The sequence below is a fragment of the Pyxidicoccus sp. M15 genome, assembly GCF_056858435.1.
Genome location: NZ_CM166495.1, coordinates 4,461,491 through 4,486,505, shown reverse-complemented (window position 1 = coordinate 4,486,505; position 25,015 = coordinate 4,461,491). Strand labels below are relative to the sequence as shown.

At 71.9% G+C, this 25,015-nt stretch carries 16 protein-coding genes; 3 read left to right on the top strand and 13 right to left on the bottom strand.

What is annotated here, in order from left to right; translation table 11 throughout:
• The 12 genes from ACX9TP_RS16900 to ACX9TP_RS16845 form a co-directional block, all read right to left on the bottom strand.
• Nucleotides 1-1,116 carry an LptF/LptG family permease gene (locus ACX9TP_RS16900; protein WP_482980756.1) on the bottom strand — a complete coding sequence of 372 codons (1,116 nt, stop codon included), beginning with the start codon at nucleotides 1,114-1,116 and terminating at the stop codon, nucleotides 1-3.
• On the bottom strand, nucleotides 1,113-2,222 hold the full coding sequence (locus ACX9TP_RS16895; RefSeq protein ID WP_482980755.1) for an LptF/LptG family permease: 1,110 nt from the start codon (nucleotides 2,220-2,222) through the stop codon (nucleotides 1,113-1,115). Before ACX9TP_RS16895 ends, ACX9TP_RS16900 begins: the two co-directional genes overlap by 4 nt.
• Nucleotides 2,219-3,484 carry a phosphoribosylamine--glycine ligase gene (gene purD / locus ACX9TP_RS16890; protein WP_482980754.1) on the bottom strand — a complete coding sequence of 422 codons (1,266 nt, stop codon included), beginning with the start codon at nucleotides 3,482-3,484 and terminating at the stop codon, nucleotides 2,219-2,221. Before purD ends, ACX9TP_RS16895 begins: the two co-directional genes overlap by 4 nt.
• A gap of 1 nt (nucleotide 3,485) precedes the next feature.
• Nucleotides 3,486-6,506 (bottom strand): zinc-ribbon domain-containing protein, encoded by a 3,021-nt coding sequence (locus tag ACX9TP_RS16885; protein WP_482980753.1) that lies wholly within the window; start codon nucleotides 6,504-6,506, stop codon nucleotides 3,486-3,488.
• Between the two features lie 3 nt (nucleotides 6,507-6,509).
• On the bottom strand, nucleotides 6,510-8,054 hold the full coding sequence (gene purH, locus ACX9TP_RS16880) for a bifunctional phosphoribosylaminoimidazolecarboxamide formyltransferase/IMP cyclohydrolase (protein WP_482980752.1): 1,545 nt from the start codon (nucleotides 8,052-8,054) through the stop codon (nucleotides 6,510-6,512).
• A gap of 105 nt (nucleotides 8,055-8,159) precedes the next feature.
• Complete coding sequence (locus tag ACX9TP_RS16875) at nucleotides 8,160-8,651, bottom strand: sigma factor-like helix-turn-helix DNA-binding protein (RefSeq protein ID WP_163997192.1); 492 nt, start codon at nucleotides 8,649-8,651, stop codon at nucleotides 8,160-8,162.
• Nucleotides 8,652-8,696: 45 nt separating this feature from the next.
• Entirely contained in the window at nucleotides 8,697-9,221 is a 525-nt protein-coding gene (locus ACX9TP_RS16870; RefSeq protein WP_482980751.1) for a MerR family transcriptional regulator, read from the bottom strand.
• Nucleotides 9,222-9,443: 222 nt separating this feature from the next.
• Nucleotides 9,444-11,852 (bottom strand): serine/threonine-protein kinase, encoded by a 2,409-nt coding sequence (locus ACX9TP_RS16865; RefSeq protein ID WP_482980750.1) that lies wholly within the window; start codon nucleotides 11,850-11,852, stop codon nucleotides 9,444-9,446.
• A 20-nt stretch (nucleotides 11,853-11,872) separates the two neighbouring features.
• Complete coding sequence (locus tag ACX9TP_RS16860) at nucleotides 11,873-14,368, bottom strand: serine/threonine-protein kinase (protein ID WP_482980749.1); 2,496 nt, start codon at nucleotides 14,366-14,368, stop codon at nucleotides 11,873-11,875.
• A 132-nt stretch (nucleotides 14,369-14,500) separates the two neighbouring features.
• Nucleotides 14,501-14,887, bottom strand: coding sequence for a hypothetical protein (locus ACX9TP_RS16855; protein ID WP_482980748.1), 387 nt, complete (start codon nucleotides 14,885-14,887; stop codon nucleotides 14,501-14,503).
• Nucleotides 14,888-15,029: 142 nt separating this feature from the next.
• Entirely contained in the window at nucleotides 15,030-17,996 is a 2,967-nt protein-coding gene (locus ACX9TP_RS16850) for a choice-of-anchor D domain-containing protein (protein ID WP_482980747.1), read from the bottom strand.
• A gap of 161 nt (nucleotides 17,997-18,157) precedes the next feature.
• Complete coding sequence (locus tag ACX9TP_RS16845; RefSeq protein ID WP_482980746.1) at nucleotides 18,158-18,802, bottom strand: CDP-alcohol phosphatidyltransferase family protein; 645 nt, start codon at nucleotides 18,800-18,802, stop codon at nucleotides 18,158-18,160.
• A 145-nt stretch (nucleotides 18,803-18,947) separates the two neighbouring features.
• Here ACX9TP_RS16845 and ACX9TP_RS16840 point away from each other — a divergent pair, with 145 nt between their 5' ends.
• Nucleotides 18,948-21,479 (top strand): acylase, encoded by a 2,532-nt coding sequence (locus ACX9TP_RS16840; protein ID WP_482980745.1) that lies wholly within the window; start codon nucleotides 18,948-18,950, stop codon nucleotides 21,477-21,479.
• Nucleotides 21,480-21,841: 362 nt separating this feature from the next.
• Nucleotides 21,842-22,288 carry a DofA protein gene (locus ACX9TP_RS16835; RefSeq protein ID WP_482980744.1) on the top strand — a complete coding sequence of 149 codons (447 nt, stop codon included), beginning with the start codon at nucleotides 21,842-21,844 and terminating at the stop codon, nucleotides 22,286-22,288.
• Here ACX9TP_RS16835 and ACX9TP_RS16830 read toward each other — a convergent pair.
• On the bottom strand, nucleotides 22,254-23,087 hold the full coding sequence (locus ACX9TP_RS16830) for a ThiF family adenylyltransferase (RefSeq protein ID WP_482980743.1): 834 nt from the start codon (nucleotides 23,085-23,087) through the stop codon (nucleotides 22,254-22,256). The two genes, ACX9TP_RS16835 and ACX9TP_RS16830, sit on opposite strands and share 35 nt — an antisense overlap.
• Nucleotides 23,088-23,570: 483 nt before the next feature.
• On the opposite strand from ACX9TP_RS16830, the gene ACX9TP_RS16825 reads away from it, so the two are divergent.
• Entirely contained in the window at nucleotides 23,571-25,013 is a 1,443-nt protein-coding gene (locus ACX9TP_RS16825; RefSeq protein WP_482980742.1) for an alpha/beta fold hydrolase, read from the top strand.
• Nucleotides 25,014-25,015: the final 2 nt, after the last annotated feature.

The following is a 25,015-nucleotide window of genomic DNA, read 5'->3' as shown; positions in this document are numbered from 1 at the left end:
CTACCTCACCGTCACCCGGCCGCGAGGAAGGTGCAGCAGGCCCTCGCGCCGCAGCCACACCGCCCCGGCCACCAGCACCAGGAGGAAGGTGGGCATCCACGCGGCCACGAAGGGCGGCAGCCGCTCCGTCAACACCAGCGTGCGGCACACCACCATCAACCCCCACATGGCCACCGCCGTGAGCAGCCCCTCGATGATGGCCGCCGTCAGGTGCCCCCGGCGGTTGGTGCGCAGCGCCAGCCCCACGCCCAGCAGCGCCGCGGGCAGCGCCGCCATGGGATAGGAGAAGCGGTTGTGCAGCGCGAGCTCGAACTGCCGCGTCGCGAGCCCCACCTCCTTGCGCGCGGCAATCTGCTCCCGCAGCTCCGCCACGCGCATCTGCTCCGGCCGTCCCGGGCGGATGCGGAAGACGTTGGCCGCCACGCCCAGGTCGTACTCCGCCTCGGCGAGCTGCTTCACGCTCGTACGCCCCTCACCGGAGAAGCTGCGGTCCACCACGTCCACCAGCCGCCAGCGCGTGCCTTCCTTCGAATGCATCTCCGCCGCGTCCAGGCGCTGGCGCAGCTCGAAGTCCTTCGACACCGTGAAGATGGACACGTCCCGGAAGCCGTCCTGCGCGCTGCCCGAGCGGAGGAAGAAGATGCGGTCTCCCCGCCGGAACCACTGCTTCGGCGTGTAGTAGAAGCGCCAGTCGCCTCCGCGGTTGAAGCGCTGGGTGGTGATTTCATCCACCCGCCGCCCCGCGTGCGTCGCCACCAGCTCGTCGAAGGCCACCAGCCCCACGCACGCCGTCAGCGAGCACACCAGGATGGGCACGTACAGCGCGGACGGGCCGAACGTCAGGGCGCGGATGGCCGTCACCTCGCCCTGCTTGCGCAGCGCGGACACGGCCGTCCCCGCCGCCAGCAGCAGCGCCGCCGGCCCCAGCTGCTGCACCGACACCAGCGCCTTGTAGGCGTACAGCTTCGCCGCGGCCTCCACCCAGCCGGGCCCGGTGTACGACTTCGCGCGGTCCACGAAGTCCACCACCACGAAGATGACGACCAGCCCCGTCAGGATGCCCAGGGCGAAGCGCAGGTACGTGCGCAGCACATAGCCGAAGAGGGTGCCCTTCACCGGACCGTCCCCGAGCGGTTCACGCGGTACAGCGCCACCGCGCCCACCAGCATGAAGATGACGTTGGCCAGCTGCCCGGCCAGCTCCACCGGCAGCCGCCCCTTCTGCCCCATCTGCTCGAAGGCCCGGCTCAGCAGGTAGTAGAGCACGTAGCCGCCCAGCGTCAGCAGATAGCCCCAGGCCCGCCCCGACTGCCGTCGGCCGATGGCCAGCGGCGTGCCCAGGAGCGCGAAGGCGATGGGCGCCAGCGCGTTGCCCAGCCGGCTGTGCAGCGCCATGCGGAACGAGCGCGGGTCTCCGCCCTGCGCCTCCGCGTCGGCCGCCGCCTGCATCAACTCCACGGGCGTCAGCTCCTCCTTCGCGGAGGTGAAGCGGCTGCGCTTGCCCATGGACACACCCACGCCCACGCTGATTTCGGACTTGTCGAAGTGGATGACGCTGTAGTCCTCGCCCGCCCGCCCGGAGCGGTGGACCTCGCCGTCCTCCAGGGCGAAGCGCAGCACCTCGCCCTTCCCGCTCACGCCCACCTGTCCGCGGTGCGCCAGCACCAGCAGCGGCGCGCTCGCCTCGCGGTCGTCGTGCAGCAGCACGTTCGTCCACCGCCCGTCCGGGGACACCCGCTCCGCGTAGAGCGTCAAGTCACTCAGGTCCTCGTAGAAGACGCCGGACTTCACGTCGCCCACCACGTTCTTCCGGATGACCTCGCTCACCAGCTCCTTCACCCCGGTGAGCCCCCAGGGCTGCGCGGTGGAGGTAATCAGCATCATCAGCGCGCTGAGCGCCGCGGCCACGCCCATCGGCGCGGCCAGCAGGCGCGTCGGCCCCACGCCCAGCGACTGGAGCGCCGTCAGCTCCCGGTCCTCGCCCAGCCGCCCCAGCCCCAGGAGGATGGCCAGCAGGAAGGCGATGGGCAGCGCCATCATCAGGAAGTGGGGCGTCAGGTAGGCGATGAGCCGCCCCAGGTCCACCAGCGTCACCGAGGAGCCCAGCAGCACGTCCGTGCCCCGCAGGAACTGCATGACGAACAGGAGCAGGAACATGAATGCCACCCACGCCCCGAGCGGCACCAGCAGCTCCCTGAGCAGGTAGCGAGAGACGCGGTTCACGGCGTCGCCTTCATCCCTCGTGCGCCGATGTCCCGGCGGAAGTGCATGCCCTCGAAGCGCACCGCCTCCGCCGCGGCGTAGGCCCGCTCGCGCGCCCGCGCCAGGTCGTCCCCCCGCGCGCACACCGTGAGCACCCGGCCGCCGCCCGTCACCAGCGCGCCGTCCTTCGCCTCCACGCCCGCGAGGAACACCGTGGCGTCCGCGGGCACCGCGTCCAGCCCGTCGATGCGCTGGCCCTTCCTCGGCGCGTCCGGATACCCCTGCGCGGCCAGCACGATGCCCACCGAGGCGCCGGGGTTGGACACCAGCGGCCGCGGCTCCAGCTGGCCCCGCGCGCACGCGTCCACCAGCGGCAGCAGGTCCTCGCCCAGCTGCATCATCAGCACCTGCGTCTCCGGGTCGCCGAAGCGCGCGTTGAACTCCAGCACCTTCGGTCCGCTGCGCGTGAGCATCAGCCCCGCATACAGCACGCCCCGGAACGGGATTCCGCGCCGGCGCAGCACGGCCAGCGTGGGGGCGACGACACGCTCGCCCACGTCCGCCAGCTGCGCGTCGGTCAGGAAGGGCGCCGGGCTGTACGCGCCCATGCCGCCGGTGTTGGGCCCCGTGTCCCCGTCCCCCACCCGCTTGTGGTCCTGCGACAAGGGCAGCATGACGTAGCGCTCGCCGTCGCACAGGGCCATGGCGGAGACCTCCTCGCCCTCCAGCAGCTCCTCCAGGACCATCGTCTGGCCCGCCGCGCCCATGGCGCCCACCGCGCGCACCGCCGCGCGGGCGGCCTCCACGTCGTGCGCCACGATGACGCCCTTGCCCGCGGCCAGCCCGTCCGCCTTGACGACGATGCGGCCCTGCTCGACGGCATACGCCTCGGCCCGGGCCACGTCCGTGAAGGTGCGGAAGGCCGCGGTGGGCACGCCCGCCTCGGCCATGATTTCCTTGGCGAAGGCCTTCGAGCCCTCGATGAGGGCCGCGCCCGCCACCGGGCCGAAGCAGGGGATGCCGGCCTTCGCCAGCGCGTCCGCCACGCCCGCCACCAGCGGCGCCTCCGGCCCCACCACCACCAGGTCCACCGCCTCGCGCTTCGCCAGCGCCACCACCTCGTCCGGCGCGTCGGCGCGCACGGGGACGTTGGTGGCCAGCCGCGCGGTGCCCGGGTTGCCGGGGCCACACAAGAGCCGGGTGAGCCGGGGGCTCTGGGACAGCTTCCACGCGAGCGCGTGCTCGCGGCCTCCGGAACCGAGCAGCAGGACCTTCACATCCACCTCACCGTTCCAATTGGTAGAGCATCCGCTTGGCGGGGAGGTACGACGGGTCCAACCCCACCACGCGCACCAGGGTGTCTCGTGCCACGTCGCGCCGCTGGGGCGCTTCCAGCTCCGCCAGCCGCGCCTGCGCCGACAGCAGCGCGGGCGCCAGCTGCAGCGCGTCCCGCAGCGAGCGCTTGGCGGGCTCCACCTGCCGGGACTCCGCCAGCGCGAGCCCCAGCGCCAGGTGGGCGACGGGCGTCTGCCGGCCCTCCGCCGCCGCGCGCGCGCCCAGGGCCTTCGCCTCGGACGTGTTGCCGCGCTTCAGCGCGATGAGCGAGCGGTACGCGAGCGCGGCCGCGTTGTTCGCGTCCACCTCCAGCACGTCGCGGAAGTGCCGCTCGGCCGCTTCGAGGTCGCCCTGGTGGAAGCGCAGCAGGCCCTCGTACAGGAGCGGGGACGGGTCCTCGGGCCCCTCGGCCAGCGCGAGGATGGCACCCTCCACGCCCTCCACCGTGTCGCGAGGACGCAGCCAGAAGCGCGTCGCCACGGGCCGGGGCGCCAGGCGCATCGGGTCCGACTGGAGCGCCGGGTTGAGCGCGCGGAACGCGTCGTCCCGCCGCTTCGCGCCCGCGGAGGCCACGCCGGACAGCAGCTGCGCATCCAGCCTGCGCCCATCCAGCCGCACCGCCTCCTGGAAGCGCTCCACCGCCTCGAGGGGCTTCTTCTCCAGGAGCAGCAGCCGTCCCTCGAGCACCTTCTCCAGCGCGGCGTCGTCCAGGCGGCCCCGCAGGCCCGTGAAGTGCTCCCGCGCCCGCGCGGCGTCGCGGCGGCCCAGGGCCACCAGGAAGACCTGGAGGTGCGCCTCGGGCAGGCCCTTCACCAGCGTCAGGGCCTCCTCGGCCGACTTCGCCGCCCCGTCCGCGTCGTTGGCGGAGCGTTGCGCGGCCGCCAGGTGCACCAGCACCTCGGCCACCTCGGGGTTCTCGTAGCGGGAGCGGTTCTTCAGAAGCGCGCGCAGCTCGCGCACGGCCGCGGCCGGGTTGTCCTCCGACTGGTAGCGCAGCATGGCCAGCGGCAGCAGCGCGCGCAGCTCGGTGGGGCTCGCCTTCACGCGCGCCTCGTACAGCTTGCGCGCCTCCCCGGGCTCATCCACCTCCTGGTAGATGCGCGAGGTGACGGCCAGGCTGTCCCAGTCCCCGGGGTTCGCCGCCAGCCGCTTGCGCAGCGTGTCCAGCGCGAGCGAGTACTCACCGGCCGACTCGTGCGCCAGCGCGCGGTAGTACGCCACGCGCTTGAGGTCCGGGGCGAGCTTCTGCGCGGCGTCGAAGTGCGTGCTCGCCAGCTCCCGGGACGTGGACAGGAAGGCGCGGCCCAGCACCAGGTGCGCCTCCGCCTTCTGCGCGTCGGAGACCTTGGGCAGGGCCAGCAGCTCCTCGGCCAGCTTGCGCGCCTGCTCCATCCGCTCCGGCTGCCGCGAGCGGGCCAGCAACAGGTTCGCGTTCGCCAGCAGCAGCGGCGCGGTGCGGCCGGAGCGGGCCTGCGCGGCCTCCACCAGCGCGCTCGCCTCCTGGAAGGAAGCGTCGTCCATGCCCGAGCCACGGCCCAGCGCCAGCGCCTGCACGTAGCCGGCGATGGCCTCGTCGCTCTGCGGGTCCAGGAGCAGCGCCTGCTGGAAGGACTCCTCCGCCTCGCCGTACGCGAAGCGCTCATCCCGGGCGAGCTGCTGCTGCCCCTCCCCCAGCTTCTCCGCGCTGGAGGTGCCGGTGAGCTCCTCCAGGTACTTCAGCTTCCAGCGCGACAACGAGGCCTGCACCGCTTCCGGGACGGGCGGCGGCCCCGGAGGCTGCGCGTTGCGACGCACGTCCTCCTGGTGCTTCGTGTAGAGGAAGTACGCCCCGGCGCCACCGCCGATGAGCAGCACCGCGAGCGCGCCTGCGAGCACGCCCCGGCGCCCACCGGACTCGCGGCCCACGGCCGGGATTTGCGCCGTGCCCGTGCGCACCGAGGAGAGGGTGGAGGTGCGCGAGCCGCTTCGGGGCTCGGGCCCCATGGACGGCGCCGCCGCGCGGGAGCCGCTGCGGGGCTCCGGGCCCATGTCGGGGATGATGTCCGTGCTGATGGGGATGCGCGGGCTGCTGTTGCTCCTCGGCTCCGCGCCCAGCGAGGGGGCCGCGGGGGCACGCGGAGCACTGCGAGGCTCGGGCGGCATCGGGGACGCGGCCGCGGAGCCCGCCTCCAGCGTCGTGAGCGGCGGCAGGAAGTCCGCGCTCTCCGGGGCGGCGGGCGCGGGCGCAGGGGCCGCCGCCGCGGGTGTTGCCGCCGCCGGCTGCTGCTGCCGGCAGTCGTCGCAGATGCCGAGCGCCTGGTCGAACGAGTCCGTCAGCGCCTTGCCACAGGAGCGGCAGCCGGATGTGACCGGCTGCGCGGCCTGGAGGGCGGGGGCTCCCGTGCGAGGGGCGGACGCGCTTCCGGGCGGAGGCGCCACGGGCGTCGCGGGCCTGCGCGCCACGGGAGCGGACGGCGCCGCGGGGGCCGGCCCGAGGAAGTCGAGCAGCGGGTCCTCCCCGGCCGCGGCGCCCCCCGTCCCCGGGGCGGCCGGGGCCGCGAGGCCGGGGGCCGCGAACGGGTCCACCGGCGGCGCGGACGTGGGGTTGGGAGACGGCATCGCGCCGAAGTCGGAGAACAGGTCCGAGCCCGGTGCGCCTCCCCCTCCCTGAGCGGGGCGGGGCGGGGCGGCCGCTGGTGCGGGACGGGGCGGAGCGGCGGCCGGGGGCGGAGGCGAACCGAAGTCGCCGAAGAGGTCGTCCGCTGGAGGGGCGCCAGCCGACGCGGCCTCCGGAGTCGGAGGAGCCGGGGTGGCGGGCGCCGCGGGCTGCGGCGTGGGAGCCGGCGCGCCAGCTGCGGGCGCGGCCGTGGGATCGCGCCGGACGAGCTGCAGGTGCCGGCAACGGGGACACTGCGCGCGAACGCCCTTGGCGGTGATCAGTCGATCATCGATCGCATAGGCGGCCGCGCATTTCTGACAGACGATGCGCATGACTCAGTGGCGGAAGTGTCGCACTCCCGTCAGCACCATGGCCATCCCATGTTCGTCGGCCGCGGCAATAACTTCCGCGTCCCGGACCGAGCCGCCAGGGTGGACGACACACGTCGCCCCGGCCCGGGCGGCCTCATCCAGGCCATCCCGGAAGGGGAAGAAGGCGTCCGAGGCCACGGCGCTCCCCTTGAGGGCCTCGCCGCCGCGCTTCATCGCGATGCGCACGGAGTCTACACGGTTCGTCTGGCCGCCGCCCTGCGCCAGCAACTGGTCCCCCGAGGAGAACACGATGGCGTTGCTCTTCACGTGCTTGCACACCTTCCAGGCGAAGCGCAGCGCCCGCTCCTCCTCCGGCGTGGGAGCACGCTTGGAGACCACCTTCCAGCTGAGCGCGGGCTCGACGGCGTCCCGGTCCATGAGGAGCAGGCCGCCGGACACGCTCCGGGCGTCGAGCTGGGCCCTCGGCCGGGCCTGCGGCGAGGCGAGCGCCGGGCCCGCCTCCAGCAGCCGCAGGTTCTTCTTCCCCGCCAGCACCTGGAGCGCCGCGGCCGAGTAGGACGGCGCGATGACCGCCTCCAGGAAGGTCTCCGCCATCGCCTGGGCGGTGGCCTCGTCCACCTCGCGGTTGAGGGCGACGATGCCGCCGAAGGCGGACACCTCGTCCACCGCGCGCGCCGTGCGGTACGCCTTCACCAGCACGTCATCCACCGACACACCGCACGGGGTGTTGTGCTTGATGATGACCGCGCAGGGCTTCTCCGGGAACTCCAGCAGCAGCCCCAGCGCCGCGTCCAGGTCGAGGATGTTGTTGTACGAGAGCTCCTTGCCCTGCAGCACCTTGGAGAAGGCCACCGTCGGCTCGGACGGCGCGGAGTGCTCGCGGTAGAAGGCGCCGCGCTGGTGCGGGTTCTCCCCGTACCGCAAGTCCTGCGCCTTCTGGTACGCCAGCGACAGCTCGCCCGGGAAGGGCTCGCCCGCGCCACCCGACAGCCACGCGGAGATGGACGCGTCGTAGGCCGCCGTGTGCGCGAAGGCCTTGCGCATCAGCTTGCGCCGCGTCTCCTCGCCCACCGCCTTCTGCTGCTCCAGCTCCGCGAGCACCGCGGGGTAGTCATCCGGGTCCACCACCACGGCGACGTGCCGGAAGTTCTTCGCGGACGCGCGCACCATCGCCGGCCCGCCGATGTCAATCTGCTCGATGACGTCCGCCTCGGCCGCGCCCGAGGCCACCGTCTGGCGGAACGGGTAGAGATTCACGGCGACGAGGGAGATGGGCTCGATGCCGTGCGCCTTCATCTCCGCCCGGTCACCCTCCAGGTCCACGCGGCCCAGGAGGCCGCCGTGGATGCGGGGGTGCAGCGTCTTCACGCGGCCACCGAGAATCTCGGGGCTCTGCGTGTGCTCGGACACCTTGGTGGCCGGGACGCCAGCGCCCTTGAGCGCCTCCAGCGTGCCTCCGGTGGAGAGCAACCGGAAACCCAGGCGCACGAGGCCCTGGGCGAAGGGGACCAGACCGCGCTTGTCGGAAACGCTGAGGAGAGCCAGCACGTGTGGGCCTCGGTGTGCGGGGAGCGGCGCGGTAGTAGCAACCACCCCCAGGGGTGTCAACGCAACACGTCGGCCTTCGTCGACGGGCGGAAGCCGCCCGATACTTCAGGGCTTGCGAGCCGAAACCGGGGGCTCGGCCTCGGTGGCCTCGCGCAGCTTCATGAGGCCGCGCGTCTCCACCTGGCGGATGCGCTCGCGGGTGAGGTTCATGATTTCACCCACCTCCTCGAGCGTGATGCCGCCCTTCTCCGCCACGTCCAGGGCGCAGGTGTGCTCGAGCTCCCAGATTTCCTTGTCGGGGAAGTTGAGCTTGATGGACCCCGTCTCCGGATTCACGTCCAGATAGAGGTTGTGCTTGCAGGAGACGAACATGCACGGACGCGGGCCATTCACACAGTCGGCGCGGGTGCGCGGCCGCGTGTCGTCCATCTGCTTCAGCAGGTCCGCCTCTTCCGGGTCCACCTGACCAGTCAGACGACGCCGTCGCAGGTCGCGCGCCATCTCCTTGCGCGACATCGTCTTGGAACGGCGGCGCTCCTGCGCCTGCTCCGTTTCCTGGTCCCCGCCCTCCTCCTGCAGTTGCTTCACTTCCGACATGTCCCCTCCACGTGAGGCCAGTCTACCCGGTTCCGGGCCGGCATCTTATTGCGAACGGATGGTTTCGTCTTCGCGTGCGGTTACTGCACTGCCCAGCCGGGCCACATCCCGGACCAGATCCTGCGCTCTTTGCCTCAGGGTTGCCAACTCCGCCTCGAGCGTACGCCGGTGCTCCCCTCCAAAGGCGCGGTCCCCCAGCTCCTCCTGGAACCCGTTCAATAGACCCGCCAGGTCCCGCTCCAGCTGGTCGATGTGGTTGGCATGGAAGACGTAGGAGCGCTTGATGTCCTCCAGGGTGTGCCCTTCCGCCATCATCTTCTTGATGACATTGATGCGGCGCACCGCTTCCACCGGGTAGAGCCCCCGGCTCCCCTGATGCTTCCCCTTGCGGCCCACGCGGCGGCTGCGCGGTAGCAGCCCCGCCTGGACGTACTTGCGGAACGTCGCCTCCGACAGCCGCACGCCCCGAGGCCGGAAGATCTCCAGGATGGCGCTCGCGGGCAGGCCGCCCGCGTTCTCGCGCTCGATCCGAGCAATCTCGTCGGGAGCCAGCAGGTCCATCGATTCCATTGAATATAGGCTACTGAATGGGGGCCACTGAGTGCCAGAGCCGATCGCAAAGGTCAAGGTGGACTGCTACAGGGCTGATCGACGGACGACGATTCGGGCGGTGCCTCCGGGGAGGCGGAAGGCCTCCTCCGGCGCGGGCTCAGCGGGGCACGGGTGGCCGCTCGGGGCGGCTCGGAGGGAGCGTGGCCCCGGGGCTTCCGGCAACGTTCAGTGGATGACGCTTCAGTGGGCCCTGGTCGCGCGGAACTCGCGAAGCACCGACGTCCCGGCGGCGATGGTGACGTCGAAGCTCTTGTCCCCGGAGGGGTGCCGGAAGAGCAGCTTGTAGGTGCCCGGGGCGAGCTTGTAGGAGGCGCGCCCCTCGACTTCGTCCAGGCGCTTCCCGTTGAGGAAGACGGTGGCGTACGGCGTGGCCCGCACCTGGAGCGTGCCGGTGGTCGCGGCCGGCTGGCCGGCCTGGGTGTCGGCGGCGGCGGGGCGGGAGTCGCCGACGGGCCGGGGCTCGGTGCCGAGCGCCTCCTCGCGCTTGAGGCCGTCCACCTCGGCGGTGTCGGAGTCGGGGCTGCCGTCGCCACTGGCGGCCACCACGGCGCTGCCCGTGCCGGCGGGGGCGGTTCCCGGGACGCCGGGCTGGGCGGGCACGTCGGTCTTCACGGCCGGCGCGGTGGCCGTGCCCGAGGCTCCGGCGGACGGCGGCTCCCCCGTTCCGGGCACTGTCGTTGCGGCCCCTTCACTGACTGGAGCTCGAGCCGTCTGGGCGGGCGCGGTCTCCGCGCGGAAGCGCATCACCGCCACGGCGGCGCCCAGGACGGCCAGGCCCACCGCCGCGGCCAGCCCCAGCGCCAGCGGACGGCGCCGGGCCGGGGGCAGGACGGAGCCGCGCGCGGCCAGTCCCTCCGGCTCGGTCGACGAGACGGTCTCCGGAGCATCGTCGTCCGGAGTCGCGGCCAGCGAGGGCGACCCGGCGCCCGGGGCGGCGGAAGGAACGTTCCTTCCAACGGAGGACGTGCCGTCCCTCCGGCCCGGAGGAGTCGTGCCGGTGGAAGCCATCTCCGGAGAGGACACGCCTTCCGGCTGGCTCGGCCTCCGACCGCTGACAGAGGAAACGCCGTCGGGCCGGCTCGGCGTCCCGCCACCCACGGAGGACACCCCCTCCGGCGGGCTCGGTCTCCTGCCACCGACGGAAGACGCCCCCTCCGCCGGGCTCGGTCTCCCGCCCCCCACGGAGGACACCCCCTCCAACGGGCTCGGCGTCCCGCCACCCACGGAGGACACCCCCTCCGGCGGGCTTGGCCTCCTGCCACCCGACGGCGTGCCGCTCCGCGCCACGGCGTCACTTCCCTCCCCCGTCACGGCGGGAGTGCCCTCCGGGCGGCTCGGCCGCACTGTGGCGATGGGCGCGGCCACCGGCGGCATGGGGCGAGGCACCGGCGAGGAGCCCACCGCCGGCAGCGGCATCATCGGCGTGGCCATGGGCGGCAGCGGCGCGGACGGCGCGGCGTCCGCCTCGTCCCGGCGCGGCAGCACGAAGGTGGGCGCGTGGATGTCCTCGTCCGGTGACGAGGACACCGCCACACCCCTGCCGCTCGCAACCCCCGGCATCACCGCCGTGGGCTCGCGCGGCATCTGGACGCGCACGTCGGCGCCGGGAGGCACCGGGGCCTCCTCCACGTGGGTCCGCTCCTGCACCGTGGGCATGGCCTGGGTGAGGCTGGTGGGGAACAGCCGCCGCATGAAGGCGCTCAGGTCCGTGTCGTCCACCGTCTTCGCGTGCGTCAGCACGCACTGGGCCAGCGCTCGCTCCAGCTCCCCTGCCGTCTGGAAGCGGGCCGCGGGGTCTCTGTCCAGTGCGCGCACCACGACGGCGTCCAGGTCCGCGGGCACGTCCGGGTTGAGGCGGGCCGGAGGGGGAATGGCGCTCTGCTGCACCGCGCGGAGCACCGCCACCTCGGAGTCCCCGTCGAACAGCCGCCCACCGGTGAGCATCTCCCACAGCACCACGCCCAGCGCGAAGATGTCCGTGCGCGCGTCCACGGCCTCGCCGCGGGCCTGCTCGGGGGACATGTACGCGAACTTGCCCTTGAGCACGCCGGGCTGCGTGAGCTTGTTGCCCGCCTTGGCGATGCCGAAGTCGGTCAGCTTCACCGCGCCGTCGTAGGACAGCAGCACGTTGTGCGGGGTGACGTCCCGGTGCACCAGGTCCAGCGGCTGCCCGTTCACCCGGACCCGGTGCGCGTAGTGCAGCCCGCGCGCCACCTCCGTGCCGATGTGCGCCACCAGCATCGGCGGCACCGGCTCCATCAGCTCCTTGCACCGCTTGCGCAGCTCCCACAGCGAGCAGCCGCGCACGTACTCCATGGCCAGGTAGTACGTGTCCTCGTGCTTGTCGAAGTCGAAGATCTGCACCACGTTGGCGTGGTTGAGCCGGGAGGCCAGACGCGCCTCGGCGATGAACATCCCCACGAACTCGGGGTCGCTCGCGAGGAAGGCGCGCACCCGCTTGATGACGACCTCCTTCTCGAAGCCCTCGGCCCCCCGGGCCGTGCACAGGTAGATCTCCGCCATCCCGCCCTCGGCGAGCTTGCGGCGGACGACGTACTTGCCGATGTGGGTGCCGGCTTCGAGCGTCACGGGAGCATCCGGAGGTGGGCCTACTCGAACTTCACGTTCACCACGTTGAGGTCGATGGGCTTTACCTCGATACGTCGGTTGAGCGTCTTCTTGAGGTCGGGGTTGAAGAACCGGCAGTCATGCGTCCCCACCCGCAGCTCGACGACGTCGAAGGGCGTCTCCCCCAGGCGCTTGCCGCTGCACGTCACCTGGGCCCAGGGCTGCACCGCGAAGCGGACCCGGGCCATGCCGGAGCGGCTCCGCGCCCCGGGGCCCGTGTCCGTCGCCCGCGGGTCCGGCTCCAGCACGAAGCGCTCCACCTGCTCGGGCCCCTTCCCCACCATCACCGCGCGCACCAGGGGATGGTGCCTCGCCGCCTCCACCCGCACCGCCACCTCCCGCCCCGGAGCGACGGGAATCTCGGCGGGCGCGTCCCCCTGCGGCTGGCCGTCCACGAAGACGAGCGCCTCCGCGGGCTCCGTCTCCACCCGCAGCCGCACCGGAGCGGGGGCGCCCGTCCTCACCGGCGCGGACGCCGGGGGGGCCTCCCCGCGCGGCGCGGCGGGCGTGGGCGTCACCGGCACCAGCCGCATCAGCCCGGCGGACGCCGAGCCCGTGGCCGGAACGTCCACCGTGGTCCGCAGCACCTCGTAGCCGTCCCGGCTCACCTCGACGGGGTACTGGCCGGCCGGCATGGGCGGCAGCACCAGCGGCGTCTTCTCCGCGAGCGCCTGGCCGGCGAAGAGCACGGTGGCTCCGGGCGGCAGCGTCTCCAGCCGCACCGTGGCGGGCGGAGTCTTCGGCCAGGCCCACAGCAGCGCGGCCACCGCGACGACCACCGCCAGCCCCACCCCGGCCATCCAGCCCCAGCGCCTCGGCGGTGCCGCCCGCGGCGGGACGGCCGTGTCCGTGCGCGTCGTCGAGGCCCGGGCCGGGCGGGACAGGCCCAGCGACAGCGTGGGCGCGTCCTCCTCCGCCTCGTCGTCCTCCGGCACCGGCACCACCACGCGCGAGGCGCGCACCACCTCCGGCATCGCCAGCGTGGGGGCGTCCTCCTCCGCCTCGTTCTCCACGGGGACGGGCAGCACGATGCGCGAGGAGCGCACCTCCGGCATCGCCAGCGTGGGGCCGTCCTCCTCCACGTGGATGGGATAGGGAGGGCCCGCGGGGCCCGCTTCGAACCGGCCCGTGTGGGACGGCACCCGGGACGCCGGGCGCACGTCCGGCACCGGCAGGGGCTCCACGTCCAGCTTCACGTCCGTCAGCGTCCCCCGCGTGGCGGCGCGGCCGTCCAGCGTCGGCGCCTCCTCCTCCACGCGAGGCGGCGCCGGCGACACCACGCCCATTCCCGCGCGGGACGGGCGCTCCCCGGCCGCAGGCTCCACCGCGCGCCGGACTCCCGTCGTCCGGGACGCCGGGCGCTCCGGCTCGGGCTCTGCTTCCGCGCGCCGTGCGGGGCGCGGGCGCAGCGCGGCCGTGGCGTCCTCCGGCACCGGGCCGGAGCGAAGCGCCGGCCGCAGCCCCGTGCGCCGCGACGAGGCCTCCGCGCGGGGGGACGGCGAGGGCCCCTCGGAGTCCTCCACCTGCACCTCGCCCGAGCGGGCCTCCGCGGCCAGCCGCTCCGCGTAAAGCTCCTTCATGTACGCGGACAGGTGCGCGGCCGACGAGGGCTGCCGGTGCGTGGCCAGCCACGCCTCCAGCGCGGCCTGCAGCTGCGCCGCCTCCTGGTAGCGGTCGGCCGGGTCCTTCGCGAGCGCCTTGAGGACGATGGCGTCCAGGTCCGGCGGCACGCGCGTCGTCACCTGCGAGGGCGGCAGCACCCGGCACTCGGACACCGCCGTCAGCGTCTGGATGTCGCTGGTGCGCTTGAACAGGCGCATCCCGGTGAGCAGCTCGTACAGCACCACGCCCAGCGCGAAGATGTCCGCGCGGCAGTCCACGCGCAGCCCCGCCGCCTGCTCCGGGGACATGTACGAGTACTTCCCCTTCAGCACCCCGGAGCGCGTAATCGTCGCCTGGTCCGCCGCCTTGGCGATGCCGAAGTCCACCACCTTCACGCCGCCGTCGAACGTCACCAGGATGTTCTGCGGGGACACGTCGCGGTGGACGATGCCCAGAGGCCGCCCCGTCGTCGGGTCCGTGCGCTTGTGCGCATAGTCCAGGCCCGCGCTCGCCTCGACGAGGATGCGGCACACCAGCGGCACCGGGAGTGGCATTCCCCGTGACTCCGAGTGCCTCCACAGCTTCCGCAGGTCCTCGCCGTGGATGTACTCCATGGCGATGAAGAACGAGTCGTCCTGCGCGCCCAGGTCGAAAATCTGGACCACGTTGGCGTGATTGAGCCGCGCCGCGATGCGCGCCTCGTCCAGGAACATCTTGACGAAGTCGTCGTTCTCCGTGAGGTGCGGGAGGATCCGCTTCACGACCAGCAGCTTCTCGCCGTCGGGGCCCGGGCGGCGCGCGAGGTAGATCTGCGCCATCCCGCCCGTGGCGAGACGCTTCAGGAGCTGATACCTGCCATAGGTTTCGATGGACACGGCGACCTGACCGCGCCCCCGGGCCTGCCACCCACCGTGGCCCCGGGGTCCGGACGCGGAGAGGCCCCGAGCGTAAGCGCACCGGACAGAGGGGTCAAACGTCCGAACGACGTTGCCGACCCCACCTGCCAGCTACCGCCGCGCGGCCCGGACCTCGCGGGTTTCCCGCATCAGCGCCTCCAGCTCGTCCAGGTGCCGCTTGAGCACCGGCATCAGCACCGGCGCCACATCCACCCGGTCGAACAGGTCGAGCACCCGGTCCACCTTGCGCTCGATTTCCTGCGCTCGCGCCGGAGTGATGCGGCGGAGCAGCATGTCCGCGCCCGCCTCCATCAGCACCCGCGCCACGGCATCCCGGGAAGCGAGCGGTTCTTCCCTCCGCTGGCCCTCCCCCCGGATGACGCGCAGTCCGGGCGCGCGCACCGGCGCGCGGGCCGCGGTCGTCATCGTTCCTTCGGAATCACGGGAGCTCACCGGGTGCCTCCTCGGCAGCAGCGGGTACGACCTCAGGGTACACACCGTGAGGTGCCCTCCAATTTTCTGGTCATTCGCACAGGCAAGTGCAGACCTGTAGCACCCGGGACTGACATGAACGTCGAGGGCCGGATGACCGGCCCATCGACTGCGTCACACCTCGCGCTGGCTCGCTCGTCCGCCTGCCCTACAGCGCGGCGCACGAGCGGCGGTAGCTGATGGAGATCTTCGCGCCGGGGCCCGGCACGTTGGCGAACACCACGCTGTTGGTGCCGCCGTCGTACGTCCAGCCCGTCGTCACCGGCGCGCCATCCACCGTGACGACGAGGCTGCCCGGCTCCGACACCTCGCTGAGCGGGAAGCGCGTCTGCGCGGAGAAGGCCTTGTCCGCCACCGCGCGCAGCAGCGGCCGGTAGTCCGGGGCGCACACGCTCACCACCTCGCCGCCGGTGCGGGCCGTGGCCTCCGCGTAGCGCGTGCCCGCGCCGCCCGCCGTGTCGCAGCCGTCCTCCGGAGGCGCAATCGCGTAGAACGTCGCGCGCTGCGGCTGGTTGACGCCCTTGAGCTGCTGCGCCCACTGCACGTAGGTCTCCACCGCGTCCGGCGAGTGGTCATCCTCGTCGCTGACGAAGAGCACCACCAGCGCGGCCTCGTCCCGCAGGAAGCCCGCGTTGCCGTCGCGCGGAAGGCTGGTGCGCGGGTCGTCCACGCTGGTCACCAGCGGCCGCGACAGCGCGCGGCGCATGGCCTCGAAGCCCTCCTCCACCTCGGCGCACTTGCCCACCTGCACGTTGCGCTGCAGCTGCGTGGCCAGGTCCGGCATGGCACTGGTGAGGATGCGGTTGAAGGTGTTGTCCGCCGGGAAGAAGCGGCCGGCCTCACCGCCCAGCGCGCCACCCGGGCAGTTGTCCGCCGGGTTCGGCTGGGGCGCCGTCTGGATGCCGGTGGTGGTGACGGCCACGTGCAGGTTCACGTTCTTCTCCGCCGCGGTGTTGACGAAGGTCGGCACCGCCTCCACCAGGCGCGTCTGCTCCACCGCCATGGAGTCCGTGTTGTCCACCACGAAGAGGACGTCCACCTTGCTCACGTCCTGCTGCACGAAGAGGTCCGTCTTCTCCACGCGCTTGGACGACTCGCCGATGAGCGGCACCAGCAGCGGCTCCGGCAAATCGCTCGAGGCCACGTACAGCGGCGACACGTTGAGGCCGTTGACCTGCGCGAAGTACTCCACGCCCACCGTGAAGCCCTCGTTGGGCAGCAGGGTGAAGGGAATGGGGTCCGGCACGCGCTGGAGGGCGAACTCGGAGTCCGTGGTGCCCGGGCCAATGGACACGTTGTCCACCGTCACCGGCGCGGTGCACGCGTTGAGGAAGTTCACCTCCAGCGGCTCGGGCGGGCAGTCGCGGCGCGCCACGCCCCAGTCCAGGTAGCGGCGCGAGGCCACCAGGCACGCGGCCTGCGAGTTGGCCCGCAGCGGCACCAGGATGACCGGGTTGGCCGGGTCCATCTGCTCCACCTGAAGCAGGCCGATGAACTGGCCGCCCGCCGGAGGCGACGCGAAGGACACCATGAAGCTGAACCAGTCGCCGGGGTACATGATGCCGCCGTACAGCGCGCCACCCGGCATGCCGAACACGCCGCCGCCGTCGTCACGCAGCTGGATGTTCTTCACCGGGCACAGGTCCGTGCCCTTGTTCTCCAGCTTCACGCCCAGCACCGCGCCCTGCCCCGGCGGCACCGTCCCGAAGTCCAGCGCCAGCGGGGTGACGGACAGCTGACACGGCGCGTGCTCCTCCGCCTGGCCGCGGAAGTCCATCTGCACCGTGGCCGCGGAGAAGGCGTTGGTGGTCATCACCAGCGAGCCCGTCGCCGCGCCCGCGCTCGTGGGCTCGTAGAACACGGCGATGTTCACCTCCTCGCCGGGACGCAGGGTGTGCGGCATGGCCAGCGGAGTGTTGTTGAACTGCAGCTCACCGCCCTGCGCCGGCTGCCACGCCAGCGTGTTGAGGGTGAGCGCGCCCGCGTTGGACGAGCCACAGTTCTTCACGTTGACGATGACGCGCGTCTTCGAGCCGAGCGGCTGCCGGCCGAAGTCATACGAGAGCGGCGACACGCACAGCTCCGCCGCGCCGCCGTAGCCGCGCAGCCCCACCGGCAGCGTCGGGTGGCGGCGGCTCTCCACGTGGTAGATGGCGTTGTCCTGCGCGGGGCCCTGGTGGTCCGGGCTGTAGCGCAGCTGGAAGCCGCGCACCTCGCCGGGCTGCAGCACCAGCGGGAAGCCCGGGTTGGCCTGGCTGAAGGACGCGTCCTTGCCCTCCAGCGTCAGCCGCGTCACCGTCACCGGCTCGGTGCTGATGTTGTGGATGCGCGACTCGCGGTAGGACTCGCGGTCCACCGGCACCGCGCCGAAGTCCACCACCTCCGGCTCGGCCACGACGGCGCGCTCCAGCGCCTCCGCCGCCACCTGCACCGGCACGTCCGCGCAGCCGCGGCACGGCGACACCGCCAGCGCCACCTGCTTCTTGCCCACGCGCACGGGGCTGAACGTCAGCGGCACCTCCCGGCTCTCCCCCGCCGCCAGCGTCACCGGCTCCATCTTGAACTCGTCGCGGTCCGCGCCCACCAGCCGCGGCGCCACCTCCACCGCCATCTCCGTGGCGTTGGACAGCTTCAGCGACAGCGTCTTGGTGGAGTCCGCCTCGATGCGGCCGAAGTCCAGCCGCCGCGGCGACACCTCCGCCCACGCCGCCACGCCCGTCCCGCTGAGCGGAATCTTCAGCAGCGGCTCGATTCGCGTGTCCGAGCGCACCACCAGCATCGCCGGCAGCGCCCCCGGCTTCGGCGGCGCGAAGCGCACCTTCAGGCTGCACGCGCTCCCCGGCTGCAGGCTGTGCGGCCCCTCGTGGGTGAACTCCGCGAGGTAGGAACCCTCGGGACCCTCCACCCAGACCTCGTTCACATCGATGCGCGCACGGCCCACGTTGCGCAGCGAGATTTCCGCCTCGCGCGCATCGAAGATGGCCACCTTCTGGAAGTCCACCCCGCCAGGCGTGGCCGTCAGCCGTCCGTCAGCCAGGGACGAACGGTCCCGGTCCGCACACCCGGCCAGCAAGCCCACCACCGCGAGGGCAAGCACGCCCCAGCGCCCCGTCATGGCTCCCACCCCTTCCCCACAACCATCCATCGCCCATGACCGCCGCTCTCCCCACATGGTGGAGGTCAGGCGGATCGGTGGCGAAGCTAGGCACCCACTCCGGGGCGGGCAACCACCCACCGGTGGGAAAACCGGCGCCTCATGGGGGCCCATGTCCGGTTTCAAATCTTCGGGATTCGCAGTGTCTTGCTGATCATCGCGCTGCCGCTCGCCGCGTACAGCAGGGTGAGCGGGTGTAGCGACACCGGGCCCAGGTCCCACACCCCGCCGAGCAGGTCCGGACCGATGCGCCCCATCCACGTGGCCACCGCCAACACCATCACCAGCGCCAGGCTGGTGGGGATGGGGGTTCCCTCGAAGTACTTCACCTTCCCCGACGCGTCCGCCAGCTCCGCCGAGGTGACGTTGAAGCGCGCCAGCCGGCTGATGCCGCAGGCGACGAAGTAGAGGAGCACCGCCACGTCCAGCGCGCCCCGCATCCCCACCGCGAAGCCCAGCGCCGCCGGCGCCATGCCGAAGGAGATGACGTCCGCCAGCGAGTCCAGGTCCGCCCCCAGGGGCGACTTCTTGAAGCGCCACCGGGCAATGCGCCCGTCCAGGAAGTCCAGCAGCAGCGCCATGGGCATCAGCCCGAAGGCCAGCCACAGCCAGCCCCGCTCCCCCGAGGCCAGGAACTGCATCGCGGCGAGGATGGCCCCCGCCCCCGCGAAGCCGTTGCCCAGCGTCACGAAGTCGGCCAGCACGAACGTGCGGATCATCGAGAAGTGGCGGCGCGGACGGCGGGCGCCTTGCGGCTGGGTCGTCATATGCGCGTTCTCCTAGCACACCCGCTCTTCACTGCCCGTCGCCTCGTGCTTGACAGTCACGTCTGGTACGGTGGGGCGGGAAATTGTCCATTCCCAGAAAACTTTTGACGTCGTGATCCACCCGTCCGTACGCTCGAACACTGTCATGAACTCAACCTCTCCTGCGCCCCATCCGCGCGGAGTGCTCCTGCAATCCCGGAGCACCCGCTGGCAGCTGTCCCTCCTCGCCGGGCTGAGCCTGGTCTTCGCCGCCGGGTGTGACGACCCCGAAGATCCGGTGGATCCGCCCCCCACCCCGACGACGCCGACGTATGAGGCGAAGATCCGCCGCACCGCCCACGGCATTCCCCACATCACCGGCAAGGACATGGGCAGCCTGGGCTACGGCCAGGGCTATGCCTTCGCCCAGAACCACGTCTGCATCCTGGCGGATCAGATCCTCAAGGTGCGCGGCGAGCGCGCCCGCTACTTCGGCCAGGGCAACGGCAGCCTGTATGCGGCCAGCGACTTCGCCTACCGCCTGCTGGACCTGCCTGCGAAGGCCCAGGCGAGCTTCCCCAGCCAGCCGGAAGACCTGAAGGCGCTGCTGAAGGGCTACGTGGCGGGCTACAACCGCTACGTAGCGGAGACGCCGGCCGCCAACCTGCCCATGCCCTGCAAGGGCGGGGACTGGGTGAAGCCCATCACCCCCGAGGACCTGCTGGCGTACCACATCAGCGTGGGCCTGGCGGCCAGCAGCTACCAGCTCATCCTCGCCATCGCCGCGGCCACGCCGCCGGCCACCGGCGGCGGCAGCGTGGGCGTCCCGGCGCCGGGCAGCTTCAAGGTGACGCGCCCCGATTTCTCCCAGGTCGGCAGCAACGGCTGGGCCCTGGGCAAGGACAAGTCCGAGGGCGGCCGCGGCATGGTGGTGGCCAACCCGCACTTCCCCTGGGAAGGTGAGCTCAAGCTGTGGGAGAGCCACCTGACGGTGCCGGGCCAGATGAACGTCTACGGCGTGGGCCTGCTGGGCGTGCCCGCGGTGCTCATCGGCTTCAATGAGAACGTCGCCTGGACGCACACCTTCTCCTCCGGCCAGCGCATGACGCTGTACCGGCTGCCGCTCGTGGCGGGCAAGCCCACCACGTACAAGTACGACGGCGGCGAGCGCGAGATGACCGCGCGCGACATCACCATCCTCGTGAAGCTGCCCGAGGGCTCGCTGACCAACGTCACCCGGAAGATGTACGTGAGCCACTACGGCCCGGTCATCACCGTCCCCGGCACGCTCGACTGGACCGCCCAGCAGGCCTACACCTTCCGCGACGCCAACCTGGAGAACACCGCGCTGACGGCGCAGTTCCTGGGCATGGACCGGGCCAAGAGCTTCCAGGAGTTCAAGGACGTCTACAAGAACGTCCAGGGCATCCCCTGGGTGAACACCATGGCGGCGGATAAGGACGGCAACGTCTGGTACACGGACGCCACGCCCACGCCCAACCTGAAGGCGGAGGCCATCCAGGCCTGGCGCGCGGGCATCGCCGGCGCGGACCCGTTTGCCGCGGCGGCCTGGAACGGCCTGGGCCTGGTGCTGCTGGACGGCAGCAACTCGCTGAACGAGTGGCAGACCGACGCCGACCCGGCCCGCAGCCCCGGCCTCGTGCCCTACAGCAAGGTGCCGAAGCTGGACCGCACCGACTTCGTCTTCAACGCCAACGACAGCCACTGGCTGTCCAACCCGCTCGAGCCGCTCACGGGCTACTCGCCCCTGCACGGCCTCGAGGACGCGGGCCAGAGCCCGCGCACGCGCATGAACGCGGAGCTGCTCATGGAGGTTCGCGAGGACGGCGCTTCCGGCTCGAACGGCAAGTTCAACCTCACGGAGCTGGAGAACGCCATCCTCAGCAACCGCAGCATGACGGAGGAGCTGCTCCGGGACGGCGTGGTCGAGCGCTGCACGGGCAAGACCAACATCACCATCGGAACCGGCGCCAACACCAAGCAGGTGGACATCAGCGCCGCGTGCACCGTGCTGAAGAACTGGGACGGCCTCTACAACACCAACAGCGTGGGCGCCATCGTGTGGCGTGAGTTCGCCAGCCTCGCTCCCCCCGGCGTGCACACCAACGGAGGGGATATCTACGCGGTGCCCTTCAACAAGGCCAACCCCATCACCACGCCCAACACGCTGGCCCCGGCGCCGCCGACCGGCGACGACCCGGTGCTGACGCGGCTGGCGCAGGCGGTGGACATCCTGAACCGCGCGGGCATCGCGGTGAACAAGCCGCTGGGCGAGGTGCAGTACTCGCCGCGCGTCACCGGCGAGCGCATCCCCATCCACGGCGGCAACAACCCCGACGGCACGGCGAACGTCGTCACCTACGGCACCTTCAAGTCCACCGCCGAGGAGTCCGCCCCCACCGCCCCGCGTGGCGCGACGATCAACGGCCGCTCGGGCCTCACCACCAACGGCTACGTCATCAACAACGGCAGCAGCTTCATCATGGCGATGGAGTTCACCGACCAGGGCCCCAAGGGCCGCGCGGTGCTGACGTACGGCGAGAGCAGCGACCCGTCCTCGCCGTACTTCGCGGACCAGACGCGCCTGTTCTCCAACAAGGAGTGGCGCCCCATCCTCTTCTCGGACGCGGAAGTCGCCGCCGCTCCGGCCGAGGAAATGACCATCTCCGGTGACTGACGCACCCCGGGGCCCCGCCGCTTCATGGGCGGGGCCCCGGCCTGTCGTACCGGCCCCGCGTCCTCGTGGGGCCTTCCGGCCCCGCTCCTGGGGCCGTGCTCACGATGACGGGCGCCTTCGCGCCGCCGCGAGCATCCACTCCCCGACATCCCAAGCCCCGCCTCCGCCGCGCCTTCGACTCCAGGAGGACGCCGCGGCGCCCCGCTCTGTCCGGCCGCGGATGACGGCCCCGCGGTCTGATTTCGTCCCCATGCACCGCGCGCACGATGCGCTCCAGAACCGCCCGCCAGCGTCATGCGTTTGCGGGTGAGAGGGGGACCGGGAGCTTCCGGTCTTATTGCGCGAAGGAGCAGTGCGACGTCATGGGAACTCCGGTCTTCAAGACAGCCATCATCGACAGGGTCTTCTTCCTCCGCTGGGAGGCGCCTCCCAGTCACGAGGAAATCCGGACCGTCTTCACGCAGATGCGGGACGTGTACGAGGAGCTCAAGCCACCGCTCGTGCTGGTGGCGAGCCTGTCTCCGAAGTCCTCCGTGCCCAACACCGAGCAGCGCCGCCACCTGTCCAACCTCCAGTCGGACGCGCGGCCGCTGTTCTCGGAGATTCACGCCATCGTCGAGGGCAATGACCTGCAGTACAACCTCCAGCGGGTCATCATCTCCGGCATCAACCTCGTCACGCGCACCTATGACGAGGCGTACCACCGCGTGCACAAGCACGCGGACATGGTGGCGCCGTACCTGAGCAAGCGCCTGGGCGTGGACGGCGTGAAGCTCATCCACGAGGCGCGGACGCGCGGCGTGGTGTGAGCTGGGGCCGGCCGGGCTTCAGCGAGGCCCGGACGTAGCGGTGGTCGAAGAGGTCCACGTAGAGGTACTCGGGCCACGACACCATGGCGCGCGGGCCGAGCATGATTCCGCGCATCAGCTCGCTCACCATCATCCCCGCCGCGGTGGTGGCGCCCACCACGCACGTGGGCGCGTGCCCCGTCCCCTGGTAGCACGCGTCCATGTACTCCTGGAGCATGTAGCTGCCCAGGTGGGGGATGATGGCCGGCAGGTCGATGCGGCCGTCCGGCAGGATGTAGAGCTCCTCGTAGAGCGGCGCGTCCGGCTGGAAGACGTGCAGCGCCGCGCCGAAGCCCAGCATCAGCCCCGTCATGACGGGCACGCCGCGCGCCCGGCAGGCGCGGTGGAGCGCCTGCTTCTCCCGCGCGCCCGCGATGTCGATGACCTCCACCACGTAGTCCACCGGCGGCAGCCCCTCGCCCCCCGCGAGCACCGCCTCCGCGGCGTCCTGGGAGATTCCCTCGGGCACCCGCCGCAGCCGCAGGTCCGGGTGGATGTCCAGGCACATCCGCCCCACCACCTCCACCTTGGACTGGCCCAGCGTGCTCTCGAAGCAGCCCACCTGCCGGTTCATGTTGTGCCGCTCGTACGTGTCGAAGTCCGCGAGCGTGAGCCCGCCAATGCCCATCCGCGCCAGGTCCACCGCGCACTGCCCGCCAGCGCCCCCCACGCCCGCGACGAGCACGTGCGTGTGTGACAGCCGCGCCATCGTCGTGGGGGCGATGACGCCGAGGTTGCGCTGGAATCGCGGTTCCACCATGGGGCCTCCCGGGTAGCGTTACACCTCCCATGTGCGCCCGCCCCCCTCGGTGGCGCGAGGGCCGAAAAGACTCGGGTGTTCAGCATCCCTTCACGCCCGCTGGTGCTGTCAGGACCCAGGCAGGTGTGCCGTCCTCGGGGACTATTCGGTCCTTGCTGGATCTTCCCTCTTATGTTTAGTGGCGCACGCTCATCGCCCCCAGTCCATGCACTGCCGGCGGCCTCTCGCCCTGCGCGAGGTGCCGCACGGGTGACGTGCCCGCTTCAGTGGTGAAGCAGGCTCGGAAGTCCCGTACCTGGCAGGGCATGTCAGGGGTTCGATCCAGAGTGGGCTTCACACATGAAGCTCACGTCTGGAAAGCACTCCTGGGATTCCAAGGGTTTGGGGGGTGGCTTGGATTCTGCTCGGAGGGCGACACAGCAGGGGGAGCCCCGGGCCGGCGGTCGGCTTCCTCCGAACCCCTTCCGTTGATTCGAGGTCTGTATGCGTTTCTTGTTCATTCTCTGCGTCTCGCTGGCCGGTGTGACGCTCGGTTGTGGTGTTGAGACGGGCTCGGCCAGCCCGGTCGACGAGTCGCTCCCGGTCGAGTCGCTCCAGGGCATCACCGCGGAGGCCACGCTCCAGGGCGTGGACGCGGAGGCCACGCTCCAGGGCGTGGACGCGAAGCAGACCCTGGCCTGGTCCGACGCGCGCAACGTGCTGTTCGGCAACGTGGCGCACTACCGCATGCGGGTCCGCGTGGGCCCGGGCGCATATGACTTCGTCACCCTCCACCGCGTGGTGCGCGAGGACGGCCCCTGGCGGCCGGCGCGCACGAGCCGCTCCGTCTTCATGGTGCACGGCGACGGGTGGGGCTTCGAGGCGGCCTTCCTCTCCAGCGTGGGCTCGGCGCAGGTGCCGGTGGACCAGTCCATCGCCGCCTTCCTGGCGCAGGAGGGCGTGGACGTGTGGGGCATCGACTTGCGGTGGGCGGGGGTGCCGGCGGGCACGCAGGACTTCTCCTTCATGGCGAACTGGACGCTGGGCACGCACGCGAAGGACGTGGGCACGGGCCTCACCGTGGCGCGGGCGCTGCGCCTCGTCACGGGGAGCGGCGGCAACGGCTCCATGCACCTGATGGGCTGGAGCCGCGGCGCCGCGGTGGCGTACGCGTACATGAGCCTGGACGCGAAGCTGCCGCCCGGCCTGCGCCAGGTGGACGGCTTCATCCCCGTGGACATGGTGCTGCGCTACGCGCCCCAGGACGCGCAGCAGCAGGCCTTTGCCTGTGAGCGCCACGCGGTGCTGAGCGCGGCGCGGCAGGCGGGCCGGGTGGAGGGCGGACTGCTGGGTCCCGCGCCCGGAATCACGTTGCAGTTGCTCGGCCAGCTCGCCGCCACGGCGCCGAATGCGCCGTCACCGCTGCTGCCCGAGGACGTGTTCGGCCCCGGCACCGGCAAGCCCACCAACCGCAAGGCGGCCATCGTCTCCGCGGCGGCCACGGGCGCGCTGCTGGCGCCGCTCAAGCCCCTCACCCCGGGCTACCACCTGATGGCCGGCATCCCGGACGCGCTCGGCCTTCCCGAGACGCTGACCTTCACCCGCGAGGCCTACCTCTACGAGTACGCGCAGCGCGCCGCGCCCTACCAGAGCCTCAACGAGGTGGTGGAGACGGAAGCGTGGGCGTGCGGCCTGCCCGTGCCGTACGACGACAACCTCCACAAGGTGAAGGTGCCGGTGCTGTACGTGGGCGCCGCGGGCGGCGTGGGCCGCTATGGCGAGCACACCCTCACGCTGCTGGGCAGCCAGGACGTCACCCTCCTCACGGCGCGGACGCTGCCGGAGGCGCAGCGCGCGCTCGACTACGGGCACGCGGACCTGTTCCTCGCGAACGACGCCCGGGAGCGCGTCTGGAAGCCGCTGCTCCAGTGGGTGAAGACGCACTGAAG

Bases quoted from the DNA above. Each gene is read 5' to 3' on its own strand.
- ACX9TP_RS16830 (WP_482980743.1), bottom strand. From the start codon at position 23,087: ATGGTGGAACCGCGATTCCAGCGCAACCTCGGCGTCATCGCCCCCACG.
- ACX9TP_RS16850 (WP_482980747.1), bottom strand. From the start codon at position 17,996: ATGACGGGGCGCTGGGGCGTGCTTGCCCTCGCGGTGGTGGGCTTGCTG.
- ACX9TP_RS16825 (WP_482980742.1), top strand. From the start codon at position 23,571: ATGCGTTTCTTGTTCATTCTCTGCGTCTCGCTGGCCGGTGTGACGCTC.
- ACX9TP_RS16875 (WP_163997192.1), bottom strand. From the start codon at position 8,651: ATGTCGGAAGTGAAGCAACTGCAGGAGGAGGGCGGGGACCAGGAAACG.
- ACX9TP_RS16870 (WP_482980751.1), bottom strand. From the start codon at position 9,221: ATGGAATCGATGGACCTGCTGGCTCCCGACGAGATTGCTCGGATCGAG.
- ACX9TP_RS16885 (WP_482980753.1), bottom strand. From the start codon at position 6,506: ATGCGCATCGTCTGTCAGAAATGCGCGGCCGCCTATGCGATCGATGAT.
- ACX9TP_RS16845 (WP_482980746.1), bottom strand. From the start codon at position 18,802: ATGACGACCCAGCCGCAAGGCGCCCGCCGTCCGCGCCGCCACTTCTCG.
- ACX9TP_RS16835 (WP_482980744.1), top strand. From the start codon at position 21,842: ATGGGAACTCCGGTCTTCAAGACAGCCATCATCGACAGGGTCTTCTTC.
- ACX9TP_RS16840 (WP_482980745.1), top strand. From the start codon at position 18,948: ATGAACTCAACCTCTCCTGCGCCCCATCCGCGCGGAGTGCTCCTGCAA.